This window comes from Longimicrobium sp., assembly GCF_036399935.1.
GTDB lineage: Bacteria > Gemmatimonadota > Gemmatimonadetes > Longimicrobiales > Longimicrobiaceae > Longimicrobium.
On record NZ_DASWMD010000051.1, the window covers coordinates 68592 to 89452 of the forward strand.

The window sequence follows — 20861 nt, forward strand, 5'->3', positions numbered from 1 at the left end:
TGTGGGCGCGGGTGACGCGGAGCAGGCGATCAGGGCAGTGCCGCCCAATCTATCGGGACCAAAATCCTTGCTGCGGAATCAGTAGCAGATTACTCTGCGAGAAAACGGATTCCTGAGACCATCTAACAGTCGGGTGATCACGTACTTCTTCCCAAGAGGGACCCCCCGTAGGCACCTTCTCCTCACTTCTCACCAGGATTGATCCCCTTATGTACGCGCGTCCTCTGATAGTCGCCCTCTGTGCTTCTGGATTTGCAGGGTGTGCCGCCGCGACAGCCAAGAAGCCGGAGCAAAGACTTGCCGGGCCTGGTGTCCCAGCAGGAGAAGCAACCGTGTTTCATTATCGAGTCAACGCACTCACCCTAGAACCGGATACCGCACGCCATTATAGGCTGGACAGCGACGTGCGGATCGTGGTCATGGAGACCAATCCGTTCGTGTACGACTATGAGATCTCGGTCAAGAATCAGCCGGTCGCTGAGGCATCGATCGGGGATTTTTTCAGCGGCGTCCTGAAAATCACTCTCCCGAGCGTCACCGCACCAGAAGTGACGAGCGACGTACTAACCTATGCTGTCACAGGTGGGAAGGCGGGGAACGCGGACGACGCAGCAGACGACTCGGATGCTTGTAGCGCTGGAGCCCGAGTAGCCGGGCAAAACATCGCGGCGATGCTCATCGTGCTGTCTCAGCACCACAGAGACATCCAGAACAGATTCCAGGACCTCGACGCAATGTCGAGTGCAGCGGACCGTGCATGGGCGGCCGAGAAAGGAATCTATCTGGATCCGAGAACACGGGCCTCAGACGTCATGTCGTCCGCCGCGCGAGCCGCTGATACTTTGAAGAACTTCAGAAGCGCGCTGAATGCTCGGAGAGATCAATTACGACCGCTCGTCCCGGCGTACGCGAAAAATGTTGCGAACGTCAACCGAGTCGCGCTTGCCGCGGCCACTCAAGATCCGTCATGCGAGATTCTGGAGGAGATCTCGATCGTGGCGGCGAGATTCGTTCCAGACACGACTGTCTTCAATAGTAGTTTCGCCACCGTCAGCGAGCGAGCCGCTTCGCTTGCCCGAACGCCTGAAGCACTGGCCGCCATCGCCAATGATTCATCTCGCTTCTACGTGACAGGGCTGCTGCGACGCTACCACAGGCCGACGGATGTAACCGTCCAGATCGCCAGGAGAAATGCGAACACGACCGAGCCGTATCGGGGTTTCACTTCGCAGCGGTTGAACTTCGGGGGGCGGGCGCGCTGGTCGTTCTCAGCTGGACTTGGCGCATCAACTCTGGGGAATAATGATTTTGGTACCAGGACGACGCGCATTGCCCCGCCCGCAGGTAGTCCGGGTGACACGACGGCCCTGGTCGTCGTCGCGACGAAGTCATCGCAAGCGAACGTATTCCCGATGATCACCTTCAATACGCGACTGATGGGTGCCACACACGCCATTAATCCCCATCTCGTGTTTGGGGTCGGCACAAACGACCTCACAAAGCCGCGCGTCGGATTTCTGTTGGGGGGCGGAGTGGACGCGTTCGGTGAGCGGGCGATCTTCACGGTCGGGGGGTTGATCGGTGAAGAGACGCGGTTGGCCAGCGGCTTAGAACTCGGTGACCGCGTTTCCAGCACCCAGGCAGTGGCGAAAGAAACGAGAGTAATGGTACGGCCGGCGGTCGCCGTGACATATCGTCTGTTCTGACAGAGAGTTGATGTCCATCCCCCACCGGATAACACATATGTTTGTGAATATTCTCAGAGCAGCCGCCATCGCGGTAACAATCACCACGATCGGGGCCTGCGACAACGGCACCGCCCCGGCGGGCCCCGATGTCGCGACCTTAACCTTGGGTGCGACAACTCTCCCGGCTAACGGTGAGGCGACTACCACCGTAAGCGCCATGATACCCCCCGGGTCACGCGTCGAGCCTCGGCAGGTGACTTTTTCAACAACGGCGGGGACCTTCTCTGGCCAGGCGCAGCATGTTACGGTCCCTGTCGACCCCGATGGGAAAGCCGTCGCGGTGCTTAAAGCCTCCAGTTCGCCGACGCTCGCGTTAGTGAGCGCCAGGGCAGGTGAGACTACTCTCCAGGATTCGGTGCGGTTCGTGGTCGCGCCCGCGACCTTGCAGTCTTTCACCCTTTCCGCCCAAACGGTTCCCGCCGACGGGGAAACGACGATAACGCTGCGCGCGGTAGCGCCTCCCACTTCGACGGCACAGTTACGCCAGATCACCTTCCACTCGAGCGCAGGTACCTTCGTCAATGGTAGCACCGACAGCGTCGTCGTAACGGCAAGCGGCAGCGGCGAAGCCGTGGCCGTACTTAAGGCTCCTAGTACCCCCGCGTTGGCGGTGGTCCGTGCTCGTGCTGGGGTGACGGTACTTCAGGACACCATCCGGTTCCACCCCGCTCCGCCACAGATACAGGCGCTGACCATGTCGGCGAGGGAAGTCCCGGCAGACGGAGCGAGCACGATCACACTTCGGGCCGTGCTTTCCGCTACGTCAACCAGCCGCACGGTTCGATTTGGAACGAGTGCCGGCGTGCTTCTCGCGGCAACTGCCCGAGCGGACACGGCGATCTCCGTTCCTGCGGATCCGGCGGGAGTCGCGCTTGTGCTCCTTGAGGCCGACACGGCTCTGGGCGTCGCTCTCGTCCGGGCGAGCGCAGGCGCAACGACCCTCGTCGACACTGTTCGGTTCGTCCGAGCACTTCCTGACCAGATCAGTCTGTCGGCCGACTCGTTCCGGGTACTCCCGGATCCAGCACGCCCGCTGATGTTGACGGCTACGCTCACTCGGTCCGTCGGTCATGTGACACGGGGCGCAGTGGTCGAGTTCACCGCTACACGCCCGGATGGAACATCACTGGGCTGGTTTGGCGGCACGACCACAAGTAGTGGCCTCGGAACCGTATCTACCCGCTACACCCCCGGCACCACTAGCTATCAGGGCCCCGTGATCATTACAGCCCGTACAATGGGCGCGAGTGGGGGGATGATATCCGCCAACATGACCGTCGAGGTGCGCTCAGGGCCATGACAGTTCTGTGCGCACCGGAGGTGGCGTTCAGAACGACACGGAACCGAACTGGCCGGCGGCCAACCGCGGCGCCATCAAGAGCCTGCGTTTTCCTGCGCTACTCCGGCTGGCGTAAAGCCGGCGCGCAGGGTTCGTATAATTCGGGGAGGGACAACGTAGATCCGTCGGAAACGCCGCCCTGATCTTCCCCAGATGAGGTGAGAATGATGAGGACTGAATTGATACGGCTTATCGCTAGGCCGCTCTGTGTCACCGCGGGCCTGCTGGCCAGCACCCACTTGGCGAGCCAGCAGCCTGAGCCCCGGCCGGCACCGCCCGTGGAGCAGACCGACGCCGGAACTACCGACTCAGAACCTGTTCCGGCCTCGGACCTGCTTGCCCCATCGCTCGCGGCGGGGATTGTGCGGCTCGAGTTCGACCGGATGGTGGGAACCGCTTTCCCGACCCCTCAATTCCGGGGGGGCAAGCGATACGACCTTCAAAGCATCTATCTGGCTGGAGCCGGGGTGGTGCTGGTGGTCGACGAAGATCAAACGACGATCCCGCCCTTAGCGCCTACACTGCTCGGGTCCGCCGGATTGAGACAGGAGTACATCACGGACGCGGAACTCGACGCGTTGGCGGGTGTCCATCGCAGTCTTCCGGTCCAACCGGTGTCCGTCGAATGCGTCCCACCTGGCGTCGGCATCTGTACCGAGTACCACGTGTACGGTGTTGTGGTCGATCACCTATACTGGGGTCCCAAGGGCAAAGAGCCTGGGGTGCTCGGTGTGATGTGGGACACCAGTAACCGCTCCCAATTCGCCATGTTCTACCGTAACAAAATAGTCCGCGGTGACGGGGGCCGATATCTTCGTTCGGTGGCGCACGAGATCGGGCATGCCTTCAACCTGCACCATCCGGATGGAGACGGGCGTTCCAGCATCATCACGCAAACGAAGCACGTGGGTGAGGACTACACGTACGAGTTTTCCGCCGCCGAACGGGCTCACCTCCGGGAGCATACACCCCAGAAGTGCTCCAGACCCGGAGCCGGTTCGTTCAGTTCGGTCGATGCGGCGCATGGCCAGCATAGCGGGATGACAGTCAACTGCATGTAACGCGAGTATCGAAAGGGAGATGACAATGCGCAGAATCCCGTGCCGTAACCGACTGGTTACTTGCCTGTCATTCGTACTCCAGGCGTGCGCACTGGCGTGGCAGCCAGAAGCGGCAGCTCAACCCGCGGTTCAATCGACTCTCAGCCTTGAAGCGCACTCGGACAAGCCCCAATACGCCTTGGGAGAGCCCGTGTACTTACGGCTCCGGCTTCGCAACCTGACGTCTGGCGCGGTTGATCCGAAGGCACACCTGGAACCGGAGTATGGGGAAACCATGATCGTCATCACGGGACCAGACGGGAGCAGGAAGCCATTCACACCGCTAAGCCTGATCGAAACTGCAGAGCAGGCGCCGAGGGTTCCGCCGCGTGGGGAGATTGCCGTGATCACTCCCGTCTTTTTCGGTGGTGACGGGTGGACGTTTCGGCAGCCGGGCGCGTATCGGCTGCAGGCGCACTGGAACGCCGATAGCGCGGAGGAGCTCACCTCCAACGTCACATCCATCCAGATTGTCGCCGGTGACGGAGCCGGCCTACGCCTGGTCAGCAACGACTCCGCGAGTTTCGAAGCGGGCAAATTCCTCGTGTGGCAGTCGGGGGACCACCTGACGGAAGGCCGCGCGTTGCTGGCGAACATAGCCGAGGCGTTCCCAGCTTCACAGGTGGCTCGGCACACTCATCTTGCGGAGGGTCGAAACCTCAGCAATCCGTTTAGAAACTTCGCCGCTGGGACAGTTCGCCCCGCGAACCCCGAAGGCGCGCTCGAGTTGCTCGGCCGCGTCGAGGAGGCTGGACTCCCCGTACATCTGGTCGTCCAGAAGCAATTGGATGAGGCCTCCGCGCTTATGCAAATAGCAGAATGGAATGCGGCCGCGTCCAGGCTACTCAACGTTCAGTTGCAACTGGACCGCAATACGTCTCTGCGTGAATTCCTTGCCCCTCTTCAGGAACTCGACCGCGTGATGTTAAGCAGCCCGCAAGGAGCAACGGCGCGCCAGACCCTCCGGAGCCAGCAACGCAGCCAGTAAGGAAAGGCCGCCGTTTCCGGCCGTCCCCACTTGCGGCGGTACGGTGGTCGCGCGGATCTCCAGGATGTCGGCAAAGCCCCCCCGTAGCGCATGCGGTGGAGCGCGTTCGACGCGCCACGGGCGACAACGTTGCGTCGTAAAGCCGCGTCGTGTTACCGCGCGCCAACTCCGCGAACTCGTGCGGATAGCCGCGCGCCGAACGGTCTGCCAATGCTCCCCCTGCCGACACCCTCATTCACGATTTTCGTCCTGCTGTCTCTCCTGACGAATCGCCCATACCGCCGGGTTGGCGAATTCCTGAGTGCGCTGGCCAGCGACTTCGAGGCACGGGCGCACGCGGTCTCCGCGCCGGCACTCCGCGAGCTGCTGGAGCCTTGGATCCAAAATGCCTCGTTCGACAAGGAACGCGGATTAGACCTAACGATCCGGCAGGTGCCGCAGATGGCAGTCGAACTTCCGGTGATGGCGGGGCACCCTGCAGTCCGCGGGGTACGGTGTTCGCGCTGCGAACTCCCGAATCAGCTAGATTCATGAACACGCTCTCGCCGCAGCTGCTCGCCGACCGGTACGCGCTCTCGGATCCAATCGGGGTCGGGACCGGGTCTATTGTCCGCCTTGCCGTGGACCTGCGCAACTCGACCGCGCGCGTGGCGGTCAAAATCGTAAGCGGCAGGGAGCCCCCGGCCACGCTGCGCGAGTTCTTCCTGCGCGAGACGGCGGCGCTCTCGCGGCTCCGCCACGAGAACATCATTCGCCTCCTGGACCAGGGCACAACGGACGGCGTGGGCTCCTGGCTGGTGCTGGAGTACGCGTGGGGTGGGTCGCTGGAAGACCCGGGTGTTCGCGCCAGGTACGGCGACGAGCCGGCGGTCGTGCGCCTCCTGCGCGCGTGCGCCTCGGCGCTCAGCCACGCGCACCTGTCCGGCGTGATTCACCGCGACATCAAGCCGAGCAACGTGCTCTTCGACGCGGACTTCGTCCCCAAGCTCGCGGACTTCAACGTGAGCCGCATCCTGGACGCCCTGCGCGAGGACGGCCGGACGACCGTCCGGCACCACTACACGGACCGCTACGCGGCGCCGGAGCGCGGGGAGGGGGCGTCCGCCACGGAGCGCTCGGACGTCTACTCGCTCGGCGTGATCGCGGCGGAGCTGCTCCTGCAGGACGTCTCGGCGCCGCCTGCGGAACTCCGCGAGCGCGTGCTCGCCTCAGCCCACGGCGAGGCACTCAGGAGCGTGATCGGGCGGATGCTCTCCCCCGTGCTCGAAGAGCGGCCAACGGCGCCCCAGGTGCTCGCGAAGCTGTCGCTCCTGGAAGAGCGTAGTCACCCGCTCGCCACGCTCAACCTGCGCCTCACCCGCCGTGCCACGGACGATCTCTTCCGGGTGCCTTGGGGAGAGCCGGCGGCGCGCGAGAACGCGCCTGCCCTGGCGAGGCGGGACCTTGGATCCCCGATCCTGGTGAGCGCTGACCCTCCCGTGGATGGCTCGTACAAGCTGATCGGCGCGCGGCTGCGCTACTACGTGAAGCCCGTAACCCGTGGCGAGGCGGCGAACGAGCTCTTGGTGACGCACGCCATCCTCCTCCCCGACCCGGAGGCTGCCCGCGCGGGCGCGCTCCGCATTCGCGCCGAAGCGCACGTCGTGGGCGATGGCGCGCCCGCCGTCCCGGGGCGGGCCGGCGCCGTGCTGGAGGAACTGCATGGAAGGGCGAGGGCCGAGTGGGAGGAGGAGCGGGAGCGGACCCATGCGCGGCGCGCGCTCCTGTCGCGCTGGGACACCTATCTGGAGGTGGCGCGCCGGCTGCTGGAGCGGGACGAGACGCTGGGGGTGGTGCGGAAGGCATCGGTCGCGGCGGAGGTGGACGGCTTCGACATCACGCTCGACCGCCCGGTGCTCGGCGCCGCGGTCGTCCAGCGCCCGGTCTGCTACCGCACGGCGGACGGCCGGACGGTGCAGGTGGGCGTCGTGGTGGGCCACGACCATGACCGTCTGCGGATCGCCGGGGACGCGAACCTGCCCAAGGGGGTGGCGCTCCCGCCCGGGGGAAGCATCGTATTCGACGCGACGCGCGAGCAGGCGAACCTGAACCGGCAGCGCCACGCGCTGCGCACCGTGAGGACCGACGGCGCGGTGCGTTCCGGCCTGTTTGGCCTGCTGGCGAGCCCCGGAGACGTCCAGCCGCCGGTGCCCGCTTCGGCGGCCGGTGCCAACGACCTGGACGAGTCGGGGCGGCGGGCGGTGGAGATGGCGCTCGGGACGGACTCGTTCTTTCTGGTGCAGGGCCCGCCAGGCACGGGGAAGACGACGGTGATCGCCCGGCTCGTGGCCGAGATCCGCCGCCTGCACCCCACAGACCGGGTGCTGGTCGCGTCCCAGTCCAACATCGCCGTCGACAACGTACTGGAGCGCCTGGAGCGACTCCTCCCGGAGACGCCGAAGGTCCGGCTGGGCAACCCGGAGAAGATCAGCGAGACCGTGCGCGCCCTGGAGCTGCGGTCCCGTCTGCGGGACCTCCAGGCGACGCTCCGCGTACGGACCGAGGAGGCGCGGGAGCGGCTGGAGCGGCTGGCGCAGGTGCCCGCCTCCGAGATCCGGGCGCTCATCGACCAGCTCGCAGAAGACGCGGAGCCGGACGAGCAGGCGGCAGCGGTGGAGCTCGCGACGGGGCTGCTGGGGGAAACCATTCCCGCGGCGCCGGACGCGCTCCGCGCGCACTTGGAGGCCGTGCTGCGGCTCCGGAAGAAGGGCGTGGCGTGGAGCGAACGCGTCGCGGCGATCCAGCGCGACTGGCGAGAGCGCCTGCAGGGCGCCTCCCCCGACTTGGAGAAGCACCTGCTCCGCAGCACGCCGATCATCGCCGGGACCTGCATTGGCTTCATCGGGAACCGCACCGCCGCCGAGTTGGGGTACGAGTGGGTGATCGTGGACGAGGCGGGCCGCGCCACCCCTCCCGAGCTGCTGGTGCCACTCAGCCGCGGGCACCGCTTCGTCCTGGTGGGCGACCACCGCCAGCTGCCACCAATCCTGGACGACGAGGTCGCGCAGGAGGTGGCGCGGGACCTCGGGCTGCGCAAGGCGGAGCTTGCGCGGAGTCTCTTTGAGGAGCTCTTCGAGGCGGCCGAGCCGGGGGCCCGCCTGCGCCTCGGGACGCAGTACCGGATGCATCCGGAGATCGGGGAACTGGTCTCGCGCGTCTTCTACGACGGTGCGCTACTCCACGGCGTCTCCCCCGGGGACAGGCTGCACGGCGAGCGGGTGTTCGGGGCCGCGGTGCGGTGGGTGGACGCCGCGGGGAGCGGCACCGGGGCACAGGAGCGGAAGGTGGGGACCTCGTTCGTGAACCACGCCGAGGCGGCGTGCCTCGCGGCCGATCTGCGGACGCTCGTCGCCCGGCTGGACGAGCTCGGGATCGTGGCGACGATCGGGGTGCTGGCCGCGTACCAGCCGCAGGTGGAGGTGCTCCGAAAGAGCGTCGGGGGCATCCCCGGGGTGGAGGTGCTGACGGTGGACGCGGCGCAGGGGAAGGAGTTCGACTTCGTCTACTACTCGGCCGTCCGCTCGAACCCCGCGGGTCAGCTCGGCTTCCTGGCAGACGAGCGGCGCCTGAACGTCGCCCTGTCCCGGGCGCGGCACTGCCTCACCATCGTTGGCGACGTGGAGGCGCTTCGCGGGGCGAGCAGCCGGCACCGCCGCAACCCCTTCCGCCCCGTGCACGAGTTCTTCCTTGAGCGGCCTGACACCCGGCGGATCGAGGCCGCCGCCGGTGCTTAGCCCGGCGGACGTCGAGCGCCTGGCGGCCGAGCTGCCGGACTACCGCCCCCTGCCGGCGTACCGCGCCGCGCTCCCGTTCCACGACTGCACCGTCGAGATCCGCCTCCTTGCCAGGCAAAGCCTCTCCGCGGTTGAGCAGGTGGTGCTGCGCTGCGTGGGCGAGTCGGTGGACACCGTGGAGGCGATGGGCCTAGTGCTCGGCATCGGGCCGGAGCTTCTCTCCGACGCGGTGGAGAACCTCCTCGCTGCCGACCTCGTCGACCCGCTCCCCGGAGAGGGAGAGGGGGGCACGCGGTTCCGGCTCACCGACCGGGGCACGACCGCGCTGGTAGAGGAGTGCTTCTACAGGCCGGAGGTGATCCCCTTCCGGCTGCTGGTGGACGCCGTGACGGGCGAGTTGCAGCCCACCAACCGCACGATCTACGTCGGCGAGGACGTGGCGCGGGCCGACGGGCTGCACATCCTCCCCGTGCACGTGGGCTCCCCCGGCCCCGCCGATCTCGCGCCGGAGGCCCTGGAACGCGTGCTGGCGGAAACGCGCCGGTACGAGCCCCGGCGCGCGCCGGAGGGGCGGCTCTACGACGTGACGGCCGTGGTCAGCGCGACCCGGACGTACCTTCCGTGCGACGTGGTGGCCTTCGACGCGCCTGACCAGAGCCACGTCGAGTTCCGGGTTTTCGAGCGGGGCGCCCGCCGAGAGCGGCACGAGCGGGTGCTGGCGGAGATGTTCCCGCGCTACCAGGAGCGCATCCTTCCGCTCACCCGGCATTTCGAGGTCTCGCCCCCCGCGATCCCACTAGAGCCGCTCTACCGCCACGCGGATGCCGCGCAGGCGGCCGTGGAGGGTCTGACCGCGGCGGCCGGTCAGGTGGACGAGCAGCTGCGCTCTGCCGAGCGGGAGGCGGCCGCCGCGCCCGATGTTTCAGAGACGCGGCAGCAGGTCGCCTCGCTGACGGCTGAACTGGCGCGGATCCGGGCTGAGCTGGAGAAGGCGGAGCGGGAGCGGGATAGCGTGCGGCGGATCGACATGGGCGAGCACCGGAGGCTCCTCCTGGAAGGACTCCGCACCGCGTCGAAGCGGGTGATCATCATCTCTCCCTGGATCCGGCCGCAGGCGTTCAACGGCGAGTTCCGCCAGGCGGTCGCGCGGGCGGTGCGCCGCGGGGCCCACGTCGTGATCGGGTGGGGATACCCGGAGGACCTGAACGCGTACAAGCGGGAACAGACCGAGTCCCTGATCCGGCGGATGCGGGACGAGGCGAAGGGCGGGCGCGGCCGCCTGGACATCGTGGAGCACGGGAACACGCACGAGAAGGTGCTGATCGTGGACCACGAGTTCATGATCGTGACTAGCTTTAACTGGCTCTCGTTCCGAGGCGAGTGGGGCCAGCGCGAGGAGGCGGGCATCTACCACCGCATCCGTGCCGAGATCGACCGCGCCGCAGCGGTCTACCTGGACCGCCTGGGCATTCAGGTGGAGGCGCCCGGCGGCGGGCGTCGTGGCAAGCGCGAGCCCGCGGCCGCGCCCGGACGCGTTTCCGACACGCAGCGGCAGCAACTGGAGAGCCGTGGCATGCGCGTCCGCGACCGGAAAGGCCGGGAGAAGGGGCGCAAACGCGGCTGATCTTCCACTCGGGAACTCGGCTGGGCCGTCTGGAGCCGGGTCGAGAGGCCGAATGCGTGCCGGATTTCTGGTTGAGTGATGCTCCCCCTCAATCAGACCCGCTGCGCCATTAGGACCTTGACCCAAGCCGGGGCTCGGCACGGCGGCTTCCTTGTAACCGCGCGACGCGCGCTTCGTGAAGGCCGCGGCCGTCCGGATGAACTCGGACCAGACCCCTTCTCTCCCCAGCTCCGCGAGCGTCCACCTGGCCAAGCCCTCCCGGCGGCCCTTCACTTGCCGGTACTCTTCGACCACGCCGCCTCGCTCGCGTGGAGCCAGCACGTCGGTGTCGCCGGTGCCTTCCAGCCCAACGCTGAGCGCGCGCTGCCCGTCCTGGCGAAGCAGCCGCCCGAGCTGCGGGAGCGCATCCTAGTCCTGGAAGTCGAGCCCGGAGCGAGCCTCGATGCTGCCGCGGTGGCGCGGCGGCACCGAGAAGGCGAGCCCGGGCTCCGGAAGCCCGAGCAGACGCGCGACCGCGCTGATCGGCGAGCGGACGTCGGGACTGGGGGCGGGCGGAGCAGGCGTGGAGAGGTCGTCGCGCATGGATCGCGGTGTACCGGGTCGAGGTCGCCGCAGCGGCGCCGTTGCATACAAACCGGTGCCGGATTTGTTCGCCTCTTCTTCGGGGTTTGACGGGGAGCGATGAAGTCTCTGCGGCCACACTGGCGATTAACGCCGCGCCTTATATGTTTCCCCAGTTCACTTTTCCGCCGTCCTTTGCGTTCGCCCGCTACACGGTGTCGCCCTCGCACTCTTCCGACCCCCCGCACTCCTCCGAAGCGCTCCGGATCGTCGCCTACTGGCGCGACAGCCTAGCCGACGGCTCGCGCCAGGACGTGAGGCGGGAGGATCTGGCGCCCTACCTCGGCTCCGACACGGGACCGTACGCGGTCTCCCGCGAGATGCTCCGCGACGGCATCGCCCCCGGCGCCGACCGCGTCCGGCAGATCTTCCGGGACGCACGCCACGGGGATGCGGAGCAGGGACGGGCCGACCCCGCGACCTGCCCCGTGCTCGTCTGTCCGCTGGTGGCCCGCGCCGCCGTCGTGCACGGGCAGCGTGGGGCGAGGGAGGACTTCGTGGTCCCTCTCTACATCCCCGCCGACCTCGCGGATGACGGGACGCTCTCGCCACCGCGCGAGGGCGCGCCCTGGATCCCGCGAAGCCGGCTGGAGCCCGGCCGGGACACGCTCCCAGTCCTCGTCGGAAGCGTCGCCGCCGTTGACCGCTACCTCTCGACGAACGATCCCCCAGACCCCGCCGCCGGGTGGCGCGCGTACTGGGACCACGCGTGGCGGATGCTCGGCGCGGTCGCTGAGGACACCGGGTGGCGGCTCTCGGAGGACAAGTTCGACCCTGGCGAGCTGGGGCTGGCCCGGCAAGGCGCCTACGTGAGCGCGCGCTCCGGCTTCGTGGTACCGCACGTGGTGTCGAACGTCATGGTCGCGCCGCTCCTCGCCGTCTACGAGCACCTGCTCCGGACGAGGAAGCCGCCGGCGCTCCTGTCGCACTTCGCGGCGATCGATCCGCGCGAGCATGCGCCGCCCCTGCGGGACGAGGCGCGGCTGGACGCGCACGTGCTGCACCTGGGGCAGATGGGCGACCGTCACCCGCTCGCGCCCTCGCAGCGGGAGGCGCTGCACCACGCCCTCACGCTCGGCGATGGCGACCTGCTCGCCATCAACGGCCCCCCCGGGACGGGCAAGACGACCCTCCTTCAGAGCGTGGTCGCCACGTTGTGGGTGCAGGCCGCCCTGGAGAAGGGCGAGCCGCCGGTGATCGTGGCCGCCTCCACCAACAACCAGGCGGTCACCAACGTCATCGAGAGCTTCGGGAAGGCGCAGCAGGAGCATTCGCCGCTGGCGGGGCGCTGGGTCCCCGGCGTCATGAGCTACGGCCTGTTCTGCCCCGCGGCGTCGAAGAGGGACGCCGGGGCGGAGCGGTTCCAGGTCACGTCGGAACGCGGAGAGGGCTTCCCGGCGGAGGTGGAGAACGCGGCGTACGTCGCCCAGGCCACGGCCGCGTTCCTGGAGAAGGCGAATGCGGCGTTCGGCCGGAGGTTCACGGAGGTGCGTGATGTGCTGGCGCACCTGCACGCGGAGCTGCTCGCGTGCCGCGAGACGCTGCGGGAGGGCGTGTCCGCGTGGCGGACGCTGTCGGGCGCGCGCGCCAGGGCGGAGCTCCTGTTCGGCGCCGTCCCCCTTGCGCCGCTCGAGGACGCGACCCGGGCGGAGGTGGAGGCGCTGGAACAGGAGCTCCGGTCGCGCCGGGCCTACTTCGACGTCGAACTCGAGGTGCTGCGGCGCAGGCGTGGCCGCGAGCTGGTAGATGCCCGCGAACGGGCGGAGGCGGAGGCCGAGCCCTGGACGCGCCTGCGGGAGCGGTGGGAGGAGTTCGAGCGGGGGACAAAGCTGTGGATCGTCCTGCTGTCGTCGTTGCTCCGGCCTGTGCGCGAGTACCGCCGCGGGCTGATCCGGCGGTTCCTGCAATCGCTGGGTGTCACCCCCCCGCCTGAAGTGCGCGACCCGGAGGAGGTCGACGCGTGGACCGCCGACCGGCTCGCCGCGATTGAGACGGAAGCGAAGGCGGCCGAGGCGGCGATCACCGCCGCCTCGCAGCAGGCCATTCGTGACGAGCTGGCGGACCTGGAGGCGTTCGCGGCACTGCGCGAGGCGCGGCTCGCCGAGTTGCAGGCACGTCTCGCGTTGCTGCAGGAGACCAGCGTGCGGCTGGAGGCGGCGGGTAGAGCATGGGAGCGCTGGGTGGAGGAGCGATCGGCGGAGGCGGCGCGCTTTCCGGCGCCGGTGCGGCCACGTCCGACGGAGGCGGACGCGCTGGAGGTCGCGGACCAGCTGACGCGGGTCCGGGCCTTCCAACTCGCCACGCACTACTGGGAGGGACGCTGGCTGGAGGAGATGCGCTCCCCGATCGAGTCGGGATACCCGGCGGGCCAGTCGCGCGAGCAGCAGGAGAAGCGGTGGCGCCGGTACGCCAAGCTCACCCCCTGCATGGTCTCGACGCTCTTCAAGGCGCCCTCGTTCTTCCGCTACCGGGGGGGCGAGCAGACGGGGGCGCTGCCGCTGGTCTCGTTCATCGACCTGCTGATCGTGGACGAGGCGGGGCAGGTGTCGCCTGAGCTCGCCGGCGCCGCGTTCGCGCTCGCCCGGCGAGCGCTGGTGGTGGGCGACACCGAGCAGCTGCAGCCGGTGCCGCGGGTGAGCGCGTGGGGGGATGCCGGGAACCTCCGGCGCGCGGGTCTGGTCTCCGCCGGGGGAGCGGACCGGGTGGAGGCGGCGGGATCAGTGCAGCCAGCGGGAGCGCGATGCGAGTGGCGCAGCGCCGGAGTCCGCGCTCCCTCCCCGGCGTCCCGTACGGCGGGATGCTGCTCACCGAGCACTACCGATGCGTGCCGCCGATCATCGCGTACTGCAACGAGCTGTGCTACGATGGCCGGCTCGTCCCCGTCCGCCCGGCGGACGCGGAACCGCCCGAGCTTCCCCGGATGGGATACGTGCATGTCCCCGGAACCTCGCGCAGGTCCGCCACCAGCCGCGTCAACGAGGCCGAGGCGTGGACGGTGGCCCACTGGATCGCGAGCCATGCCGAAGCGCTGCGCCGGCTCTGCGCGCGGGCGCGCGGGTTGGAGGAGGGGGAGCCGCTCCCGCTCCTTGAGCGGGTGGTGGCCGTGGTGACGCCGTTCAAGGCCCAGGCACGGGCGATCGGGAAAGCGCTCGCCGCGCGCCAGGTCAGGGGCCTCACGGTCGACACGGTGCATTCGCTGCAGGGCGACGAGCGCGACGTGGTGATCTTCTCCTCCGTTTACGGTCACGCCGACGTCGGGAGCCGCTACATGCTGGAGAACCGCTCCCTCCTGAACGTCGCCGTCTCCCGCGCGCGGGAGAGCTTCCTGGTCTTCGGCGACATGAGCGTGTTCGACCCGCGCGGGACGTCGCCGGTCGGCCTGCTCGCGAGGCACCTGTTCCGGTCGCGCGACAACGAGCTCTTGGACGTGGAGGTCCGTCCCGCCGGGGACGCGGGGGCGGTGCGCAAGCTCGCGGGACTGAACGAGCACCGTGAGGCGCTCCGCGATTTCTTTTCCGGGGCGCGCGAGGCGATCCGCATCACCTCGCCGTGGGTAGGCGCCGACGCGATCCGCGAGGACGGGATCGAGCGGCTGATCGCGGACGCCGTTTCGCGCGGCGTGCGGGTGACCTGCTATGTGGACGCGGAGTTGAACCAGCAAGGCGGCCGCGACCGGCCGTCCGCGGCGAAGGGGAAGCTGCTGCTGGCGGCCAGTGGCGCGACCGTGAAGGCGGCGCGGCGGATCCACAACAAGACGGTGACCGTGGACGACCGGGTGATCTGTGAGGGCTCGTTCAACTGGCTCTCCGCGGCACGCCGCCCGGAGAGCCCGTTCCACCGATACGAGCGCTCGCTGGTATACGCGGACGGCGCTGCGCCGATCATCCAGCGTTTTCTGGCCGACATCGAGTTGCGGGTGGTGCGTCCGGCCCGGCCGGGCGGGGTGTCGGCTCGTCCAGATGCGTGACCCTCGCTGCCGTGCATCCCCGCCACACTGGCTCGCTGCCGGGCGTGTTACGAGAACGTCCGTGTCATGGAGCCACCACCGCATTAGCGGAGCGCCGAGTGCCTGACACTCCCCAAGGGGTGCCGGAGATCTCGCCCGAGGCCCGCAAGGCGATCCAGGCCTACGTGGAGCTGCTTCGCGAGGCGTCCAGTGTGCAGATGCCGAAGGACCAACTGTGGCAGCGGCTGAACGACCTGGCTGCGGAACTCGGGCTGGACGGGGGGCAAATGAGTGAGGCGTACGTGTTCGCCTCGCTGGCGTACGCGTACGAGCTGGGGGGGCCCGAAGAAGTGGAGCGGATGCGGCACCATGTCTTGGCTGTGGGCGAGGCGACCCGCCGCCGCAACTGATGCCGCTAGCATTCTCGGTTCTGAGGACGTGCGGATCCCCGGTGTGGAAAACCACCGGGTCGGCCTCGGCCGCTGGGCCAGCGACCCCCTCCACCACCTTCATGTCCCCCTTGCAGTTCCGGCCCGCAGGGCCGGGGGTGAACCGTTCACCAGGTAGAAACGATGGTCAACGTGAGGAAGACATTCATCGGGGCGGCGGATGCCTGAGACGCGAAAGCGCGGCGGCAAGAACAAGCGAGGCGGCTCGAAAGCGAAGAAACTGATCCTCTTCAAACGTGGCGCCGAGGCGGCCCAGCGGGTTGGAGGCTACGAGGGATTGTACTTCTGCCCGATCTGCGCGATTGGGTACAACGTCTCGGCGGTCGATGCGGGGGATCTCACTCTCGAGCACGTCCCGCAGGACTCAATCGGGGGGCGCGGCATCGCTCTTACCTGCAAGCAATGCAACAGCACCGCCGGCCACACGGTGGATGCGGCAGTGCACCAGCGGGATCAGGTGGAGGCGTTCGCCAGGATGATCCTGATGGGAGAGGGCAACGGTCTACATTACGGCCGTCTCCGCATCGGGGGCGAGGTCGCGAACGTTCAGGTCACCCGGGAGCAGAGTGGCCAAGCTGTCATTGAGCTCAGGCCCGGAAACAACAATCCTGAGGTACTGAAGCGCATCGGGCGGCACATGAAGGATGTGGGTGGGCTGGGGGGCGAGCTGAAAGTGACGGCCCGTCAGCGCTACCACCTCCGCCACGCGCAGGTAGGCGAGCTCCGCAGCGCCTTCCTGGCGGTCTTCGCGATGCTGGGATACCGCTTCGCGTTTCATCCGCACCTCGAGCGTGTCCGTCAGCAGATCATGCGGCCCGATGAGAAGATAATCGCCAACTGGACCATGGCGGTGACTAAGAGTCCTCCCCGGCAGCTGATTGCGCTGATGCCGGAACCGGAGGCATTCTTCGTCCAGATTGGCACCCGTGCCGTGCTGCTCCCGGCGCCGCCCCACGGACCGGCAGACCTGTACGAGCAGTTGGTGGCGATATATAAGCAGGATGAGCTCGTAAACTTTACTGGTGCGCGCGTGGGCTGGCCGACCCACTTGGAGATGCGCCTGGATCTCGAAGAAACCCAGGCGGACCAAGATGCCTGACCAGCACAAGCCGGAGCGCCCGGCGATCTCGCCGGAGGCCGAGGCGGCACTGCCAGCGTTCGTGCAGCTGCTGCGCAAGCTGTCGGACGAGGAGGCGAGGGCGGAAGTGACGTGGGAGCGCTGGGAGGCGCTGGGGCGCGAGCACGGCCTGACCGGCAGCCAACTCGCTGAGACCTATGTCTTTGCGTCGCTGGCGTGGGCGCACGAGTTGGGCGGTGACAAGGCGATGGAGAAGGTGCGTAGTATGCTCCTGCGTGCCCACGAGGAGATCAGCCGGCGGAAGGAGGTGGCGAATGACGGGCGAACAGGAGACGGGGCCGCTGTCAGCGGTTGCCGAGGCCGCGGTGCCGGCTTTCGTGGAACTGCTGCAGAGGGGCGCGGGCGAACAGGTATCCCCTGAGGAACTGGTGAAACGCGCCGGCGCTCTGGCGGAGGCTTTGGGACTGGAGCCGGCCGAGTACTTCACTGCGCTGGCGGCTGCCATGATCGCCGCCAAGGAGCAGTCGGACGGCTTCGTCGCGTCCGCGAACTTCACTCGGCAGCTGCACACCCTCGTGGACCAGGTGATTCAGGAAGACCGCCAAGCGTCAACCTGACCCCTGCACGGCTCACCGGCGCGAGCGATTGCGCGCCGCCAGGATCGCGGCTTTCAGGTGCGGGCACTCCGGTTCGAGATCGATCGACACGGTGCGTCCGCTGGCCAGCTCGCGGGAGAGGACGATGCACTTGTCGGCCATCCCGGGAATGTCGTAGGCGATATCTACGTTGTTGGGCCCCGTGCGGGTGATCTCCGCCTGTATGGGGCAGCGCGAGCAGGTAACGGTGGCCATCGTGTGATGAGCGTTCGAGGTGGGCGGCCGGATGCGTGTGGCGCCCCGCCTGCGCGATCTGTGCCCAGCCCACGCTCATCCGTGCACCTTCCCTAAAGTGTCTACCGGATTTTCTTCGGCTTCTCGCTTCCCGGCGAGTATCTGAGGCGCTAAATTCCGCTTCGTCTTGCCGCGGGATCCAACCTCAGAAAGAAGTAGAAACCCATGCCCGCACGTCCGGCCAAGAAACCGCCTCCCAAGCAGTGGCTTTTCAATGAAGACGATCGGAAGCGTCACGGCGGGCGCTACTGGCGCTGCCCGGTGCGTCTCGTCAAGGATTCCAGCCGTCTGTGGGCGCAGCTCTGGCGTGAGGACGGCACGACACGCGGAGGTGGCGCGGTAACCTCCGTTCTTCCCATTCTGGCTTACCATGCCTGGCCGGAGATGAAGAAAGCGGAGCCGGGTTGAACTGGATGGGTCAACCTCTCTCGTCGTCGCATTGCCCGCCTGGCGGGGGTCAACAAGGACACCGTGAGCCAAGCCTTCAACCGGCTCGTCACGCTGGGGTTGATGCAGACGAGGCGAGAACCGCGCGAGAAGTACTTGGGCGGGTATCTCACGTGGTACAGACTCTCCGCATCCTTCTACCCCGCCGACCGGGACGACCCATATGCGGAGATCCCGTCCAGTTTGTTCTATGGCGGGGCTTGGGGCCTGCTCCCCACCTCGGCGGCGCGCCATCTGTACGTCGTTCTCGCCTGCCTTGATCCCATCGGCAACGAGAAGGCGTACCTGGATAGCATCCTCGAGGATACCCAAGCGGAACCCTGGTGGGATCTTTATTTCGAGAACCCGCTTCGCTACCTCGAATACGACGAGTCCAATGGCCGCTACGACAGCAAGGACCTGGAGCCGAAGCTCCGCATAGACTACCTCGCTGGCCACCGTGCGCGTTACCCCGCGTCGCTCGCGGAGCTGTCTGACTATTCGGGGATGACGCGGGCGACTGTCTCATCCGCGCTCCAGGTGCTCACGACTCCGATCTTCGGCGGACATCAGCGGCAGGACTCCACGAAGCGTTACCCGCACTTCGCTCCCGTCATCAAAGGACACGCTGCTGCGCGTATGCCGACGTGGCACGTCCCTGACCGGCGGGCGAATGACTGGACTTTCAACTTGGACTGGCTCAACGATCCCGAGAAGTTCGAACGGCTGCGCAAAGATCGCTGGCCGACGCTGTTCCGTCGCCGCGGACAGAAGGCGCGCGGGCGCGGGCGTCGGCCTCGCCCCGCAGCGAACCGTCCCTGAAGCGGTGAGTGGGACTGATATGTTGAGTGGGACGTGCTGGCTCGTCTATCGGGACGTGCATATATGTTGAGTCGGACATGATGTTTGTTCCCTGGGAATCGGGTGTTTGGTGGGCGGGTTTCTTTTGTTTGTTGTTCCGGACCGTGATGTTCGGTGTCTCGGACGTTAGCAGCGTTTTCAGGAGTATCGTTCTTCCTCCTCATCGTAGTTGCTGCAGCCCCTCCACCACCGGGTTGCCGGGCGCAACCGCGGCTGCGACGACGTTTCTTTCGGAGGTGCGGGAGGAGGAGTCGGTGAGCCGCAATCTGTTCTCTCCCCTACTATCGCCACCCATCCCCGTCACGTCATCCAGAACAGATGATGCGCATCGACAGTTCGTGGATCCACCCCATGCGCTACGGCCGCACCCGCCCTTTCGGGCGTGAGCTGGCACAGCTCGCCGACCGACGTGCCGGCCGCGGCTTCCTGGCATTGGACGACCTGAACGCGCTCCTTGCCCGCGTCATGGGGCCGTACAATGATGCGATCGACCATCTTCCCCGTGAGGCCCGTCCCGCGCGTCCCACGCCCATTCTAAACGCGGAGGTGAGTCTCGCGACCAGCGTCGGCCGCTTTAAGGCATGGGGCCGCAACATCTTCTGGCTTACGCCGGCGCTCGTCGAGATGCTTGAGCACACGGACCTCTCGGGCGTGCACCTCGGCGATCTGCAGTTCCCGTACGACATGTGCTATGTCGGCTTCGGTGATCGTCTGGCGGTGGGCCTTCCTGGACCGCCCAACCAAGTGGACGGCGCCTATGTGGAGCAGCGGCCGGAGGGCATTGCCATCCACATCACCGCACGACGGCTTGATCCCGGGTCGCAGTCCCCGCGAACCTGGCCCCTCAACCAGGAACTCGTTTACACGACGGTGCTTCAAGGAGCGCCCGAAGACGCCCTCGATGCGCTTCTCGAAGCCGATGTCGAGGAGCGCGTCGCGGAACTGGAGCAGATGGCCACGCGTGAACGCGAATCTCTCGTGATTCCCTGGTCTGAGGGCGATCCCGTGAGCATCACGTACCACTTGGCCCGCATTGCCACCGAGGACATGAGCTACCTTCGTTCAGGCGCTGCGGCGGCCACAGCGGCCGTCGCTCTCGCCGTGAACGCGTTGTGTTACCTGACCACCAGCGCGGGTGCAGCCGAGGCGGCCGCGCCAGGCCGGTTGCCTGATGACGTGCCCCGAGCACCTGGCCGAAGACCTTGCTCCTGAGGCCCGGAAGAGCAGGAAAGAGCAGGCGCAGGCGCGCCTCCTCGCCAGCGGATACCTCCGGGTGCGCATCCTGGGCGGGGAACTCGCGAGGGAGACGGCAGGTGGCGCGACGGGGCGAGAGGTTCAACCCCACTGGCGCCGCGGGCACTGGCGCTAGCAACCGTAAAGGCCCGGTATGGAGGAGCGGCGGCGGATCTGGATCCGACCCACGCAGGTTCGGCGCGATCGCGGTGAGCCCGCGACGGGGCACCTTTATGAGCTGCACGCGCCGCCCACTACAAATGCGTGATCAGGAGGGTGTGAGGTCGTTACTGTGGACGCCGAAGGGTTGAGGGGGGAGCTGTGGCTCGACCGCCACAGCACCTCTCCCCCCCGTGAGGCACGACAGGGCTGTTAGGGGGCGCCGCACCGGACCCCGGAAGAGACGAAATGGGACGGCCTCTACGTGGACGTGGAGGCCGTGGTGAGCACACCTGCGTCGATTGGTTCGCGCGCCACGGAGCTCGCGATCAATGAGTTGGAGGCGAACATCGACACGATGACTGAGACACGCCGGGTGCTGGAGCATGAGGATCTTTGGCTGGAACTCTGCTAAGGAAGCTCTGCAAATCCGTTATCCGTCCATCGCGACTCAAGGTGGGGCGCCGTAGATTGTGCTCTGCGGCCCCCCCCCCTACTGAGTGCGACGAATGCGCGAGCAGACGACCTTTGCCGGCTTGGCCTGGACGCAGAAGCGGAAGCAGACCCGCCGGGAGCGCTTCCTCGCGGAGATGGACCAGGTGATTCCTTGGAACCGGCTGATCGCC

15 protein-coding genes and 2 pseudogenes are annotated in these 20861 nt (G+C 67.3%); 15 read left to right on the forward strand and 2 right to left on the reverse strand.

The genetic code is table 11. The annotated features are described in order from the left end of the window. Positions 1-332 precede the first annotated feature (332 nt). From VGB24_RS16035 to VGB24_RS16055, 5 genes are all read left to right on the forward strand, one after another. The gene (locus VGB24_RS16035; RefSeq protein WP_331073959.1) at positions 333-1706 is read left to right on the forward strand and encodes a hypothetical protein; all 1374 of its coding nucleotides are present in this window, start codon (positions 333-335) and stop codon (positions 1704-1706) included. Between the two features lie 1659 nt (positions 1707-3365). Continuing rightward, the gene (locus tag VGB24_RS16040) at positions 3366-4148 is read left to right on the forward strand and encodes a hypothetical protein (RefSeq protein WP_331073960.1); all 783 of its coding nucleotides are present in this window, start codon (positions 3366-3368) and stop codon (positions 4146-4148) included. A 274-nt stretch (positions 4149-4422) separates the two neighbouring features. Next, on the forward strand, positions 4423-5175 hold the full coding sequence (locus VGB24_RS16045) for a hypothetical protein (RefSeq protein WP_331073961.1): 753 nt from the start codon (positions 4423-4425) through the stop codon (positions 5173-5175). 530 nt (positions 5176-5705) lie between these two features. Further along, positions 5706-8948 (forward strand): serine/threonine-protein kinase, encoded by a 3243-nt coding sequence (locus VGB24_RS16050; protein WP_331073962.1) that lies wholly within the window; start codon positions 5706-5708, stop codon positions 8946-8948. Continuing rightward, complete coding sequence (locus VGB24_RS16055) at positions 8941-10572, forward strand: phospholipase D-like domain-containing protein (protein ID WP_331073963.1); 1632 nt, start codon at positions 8941-8943, stop codon at positions 10570-10572. The genes VGB24_RS16050 and VGB24_RS16055 overlap by 8 nt, the downstream gene beginning before the upstream one ends. Positions 10573-10980: 408 nt before the next feature. Here VGB24_RS16055 and VGB24_RS16060 read toward each other — a convergent pair whose 3' ends face one another. Continuing rightward, complete coding sequence (locus tag VGB24_RS16060; RefSeq protein ID WP_331073964.1) at positions 10981-11154, reverse strand: hypothetical protein; 174 nt, start codon at positions 11152-11154, stop codon at positions 10981-10983. Between the two features lie 1052 nt (positions 11155-12206). Between VGB24_RS16060 and VGB24_RS16065 the strand changes: the two are divergent. The 6 genes and pseudogenes from VGB24_RS16065 to VGB24_RS16090 all read left to right on the forward strand — a co-directional run. Beyond that, positions 12207-12437 (forward strand): annotated as a pseudogene (locus VGB24_RS16065) (AAA domain-containing protein); the annotation flags it as partial. Positions 12438-13990: 1553 nt separating this feature from the next. Next, positions 13991-15160: an AAA domain-containing protein gene (locus VGB24_RS16070; protein WP_331073965.1), complete on the forward strand. Its 1170-nt coding sequence runs from the start codon at positions 13991-13993 to the stop codon at positions 15158-15160. Positions 15161-15258: 98 nt separating this feature from the next. After that, a complete protein-coding gene (locus VGB24_RS16075) occupies positions 15259-15549 on the forward strand; it encodes a hypothetical protein (protein ID WP_331073966.1) in 291 nt (96 codons plus the stop codon). A 199-nt stretch (positions 15550-15748) separates the two neighbouring features. Beyond that, entirely contained in the window at positions 15749-16687 is a 939-nt protein-coding gene (locus VGB24_RS16080) for an HNH endonuclease (RefSeq protein ID WP_331073967.1), read from the forward strand. After that, the gene (locus tag VGB24_RS16085; RefSeq protein ID WP_331073968.1) at positions 16680-17087 is read left to right on the forward strand and encodes a hypothetical protein; all 408 of its coding nucleotides are present in this window, start codon (positions 16680-16682) and stop codon (positions 17085-17087) included. The genes VGB24_RS16080 and VGB24_RS16085 overlap by 8 nt, the downstream gene beginning before the upstream one ends. Positions 17088-17094: 7 nt before the next feature. Further along, the gene (locus VGB24_RS16090) at positions 17095-17283 is read left to right on the forward strand and encodes a hypothetical protein (RefSeq protein ID WP_331073969.1); all 189 of its coding nucleotides are present in this window, start codon (positions 17095-17097) and stop codon (positions 17281-17283) included. A 12-nt stretch (positions 17284-17295) separates the two neighbouring features. Here the strand turns inward: VGB24_RS16090 and VGB24_RS16095 are convergent, their stop codons facing one another. Further along, positions 17296-17517, reverse strand: coding sequence for a hypothetical protein (locus VGB24_RS16095; protein WP_331073970.1), 222 nt, complete (start codon positions 17515-17517; stop codon positions 17296-17298). Between the two features lie 204 nt (positions 17518-17721). Between VGB24_RS16095 and VGB24_RS16100 the strand changes: the two genes are divergently transcribed. The 4 genes and pseudogenes from VGB24_RS16100 to VGB24_RS16115 form a co-directional block, all read left to right on the forward strand. Next, on the forward strand, positions 17722-17964 hold the full coding sequence (locus tag VGB24_RS16100; protein WP_331073971.1) for a hypothetical protein: 243 nt from the start codon (positions 17722-17724) through the stop codon (positions 17962-17964). Positions 17965-18027: 63 nt separating this feature from the next. Beyond that, positions 18028-18804 (forward strand): hypothetical protein, encoded by a 777-nt coding sequence (locus tag VGB24_RS16105; RefSeq protein ID WP_331073972.1) that lies wholly within the window; start codon positions 18028-18030, stop codon positions 18802-18804. Positions 18805-19161: 357 nt separating this feature from the next. Continuing rightward, positions 19162-20055, forward strand: a complete 894-nt coding sequence (locus tag VGB24_RS16110) for a hypothetical protein (RefSeq protein ID WP_331073973.1) — start codon at positions 19162-19164, stop codon at positions 20053-20055. A gap of 689 nt (positions 20056-20744) precedes the next feature. After that, positions 20745-20861, forward strand: a pseudogene (locus VGB24_RS16115) (IS5/IS1182 family transposase); the annotation flags it as partial.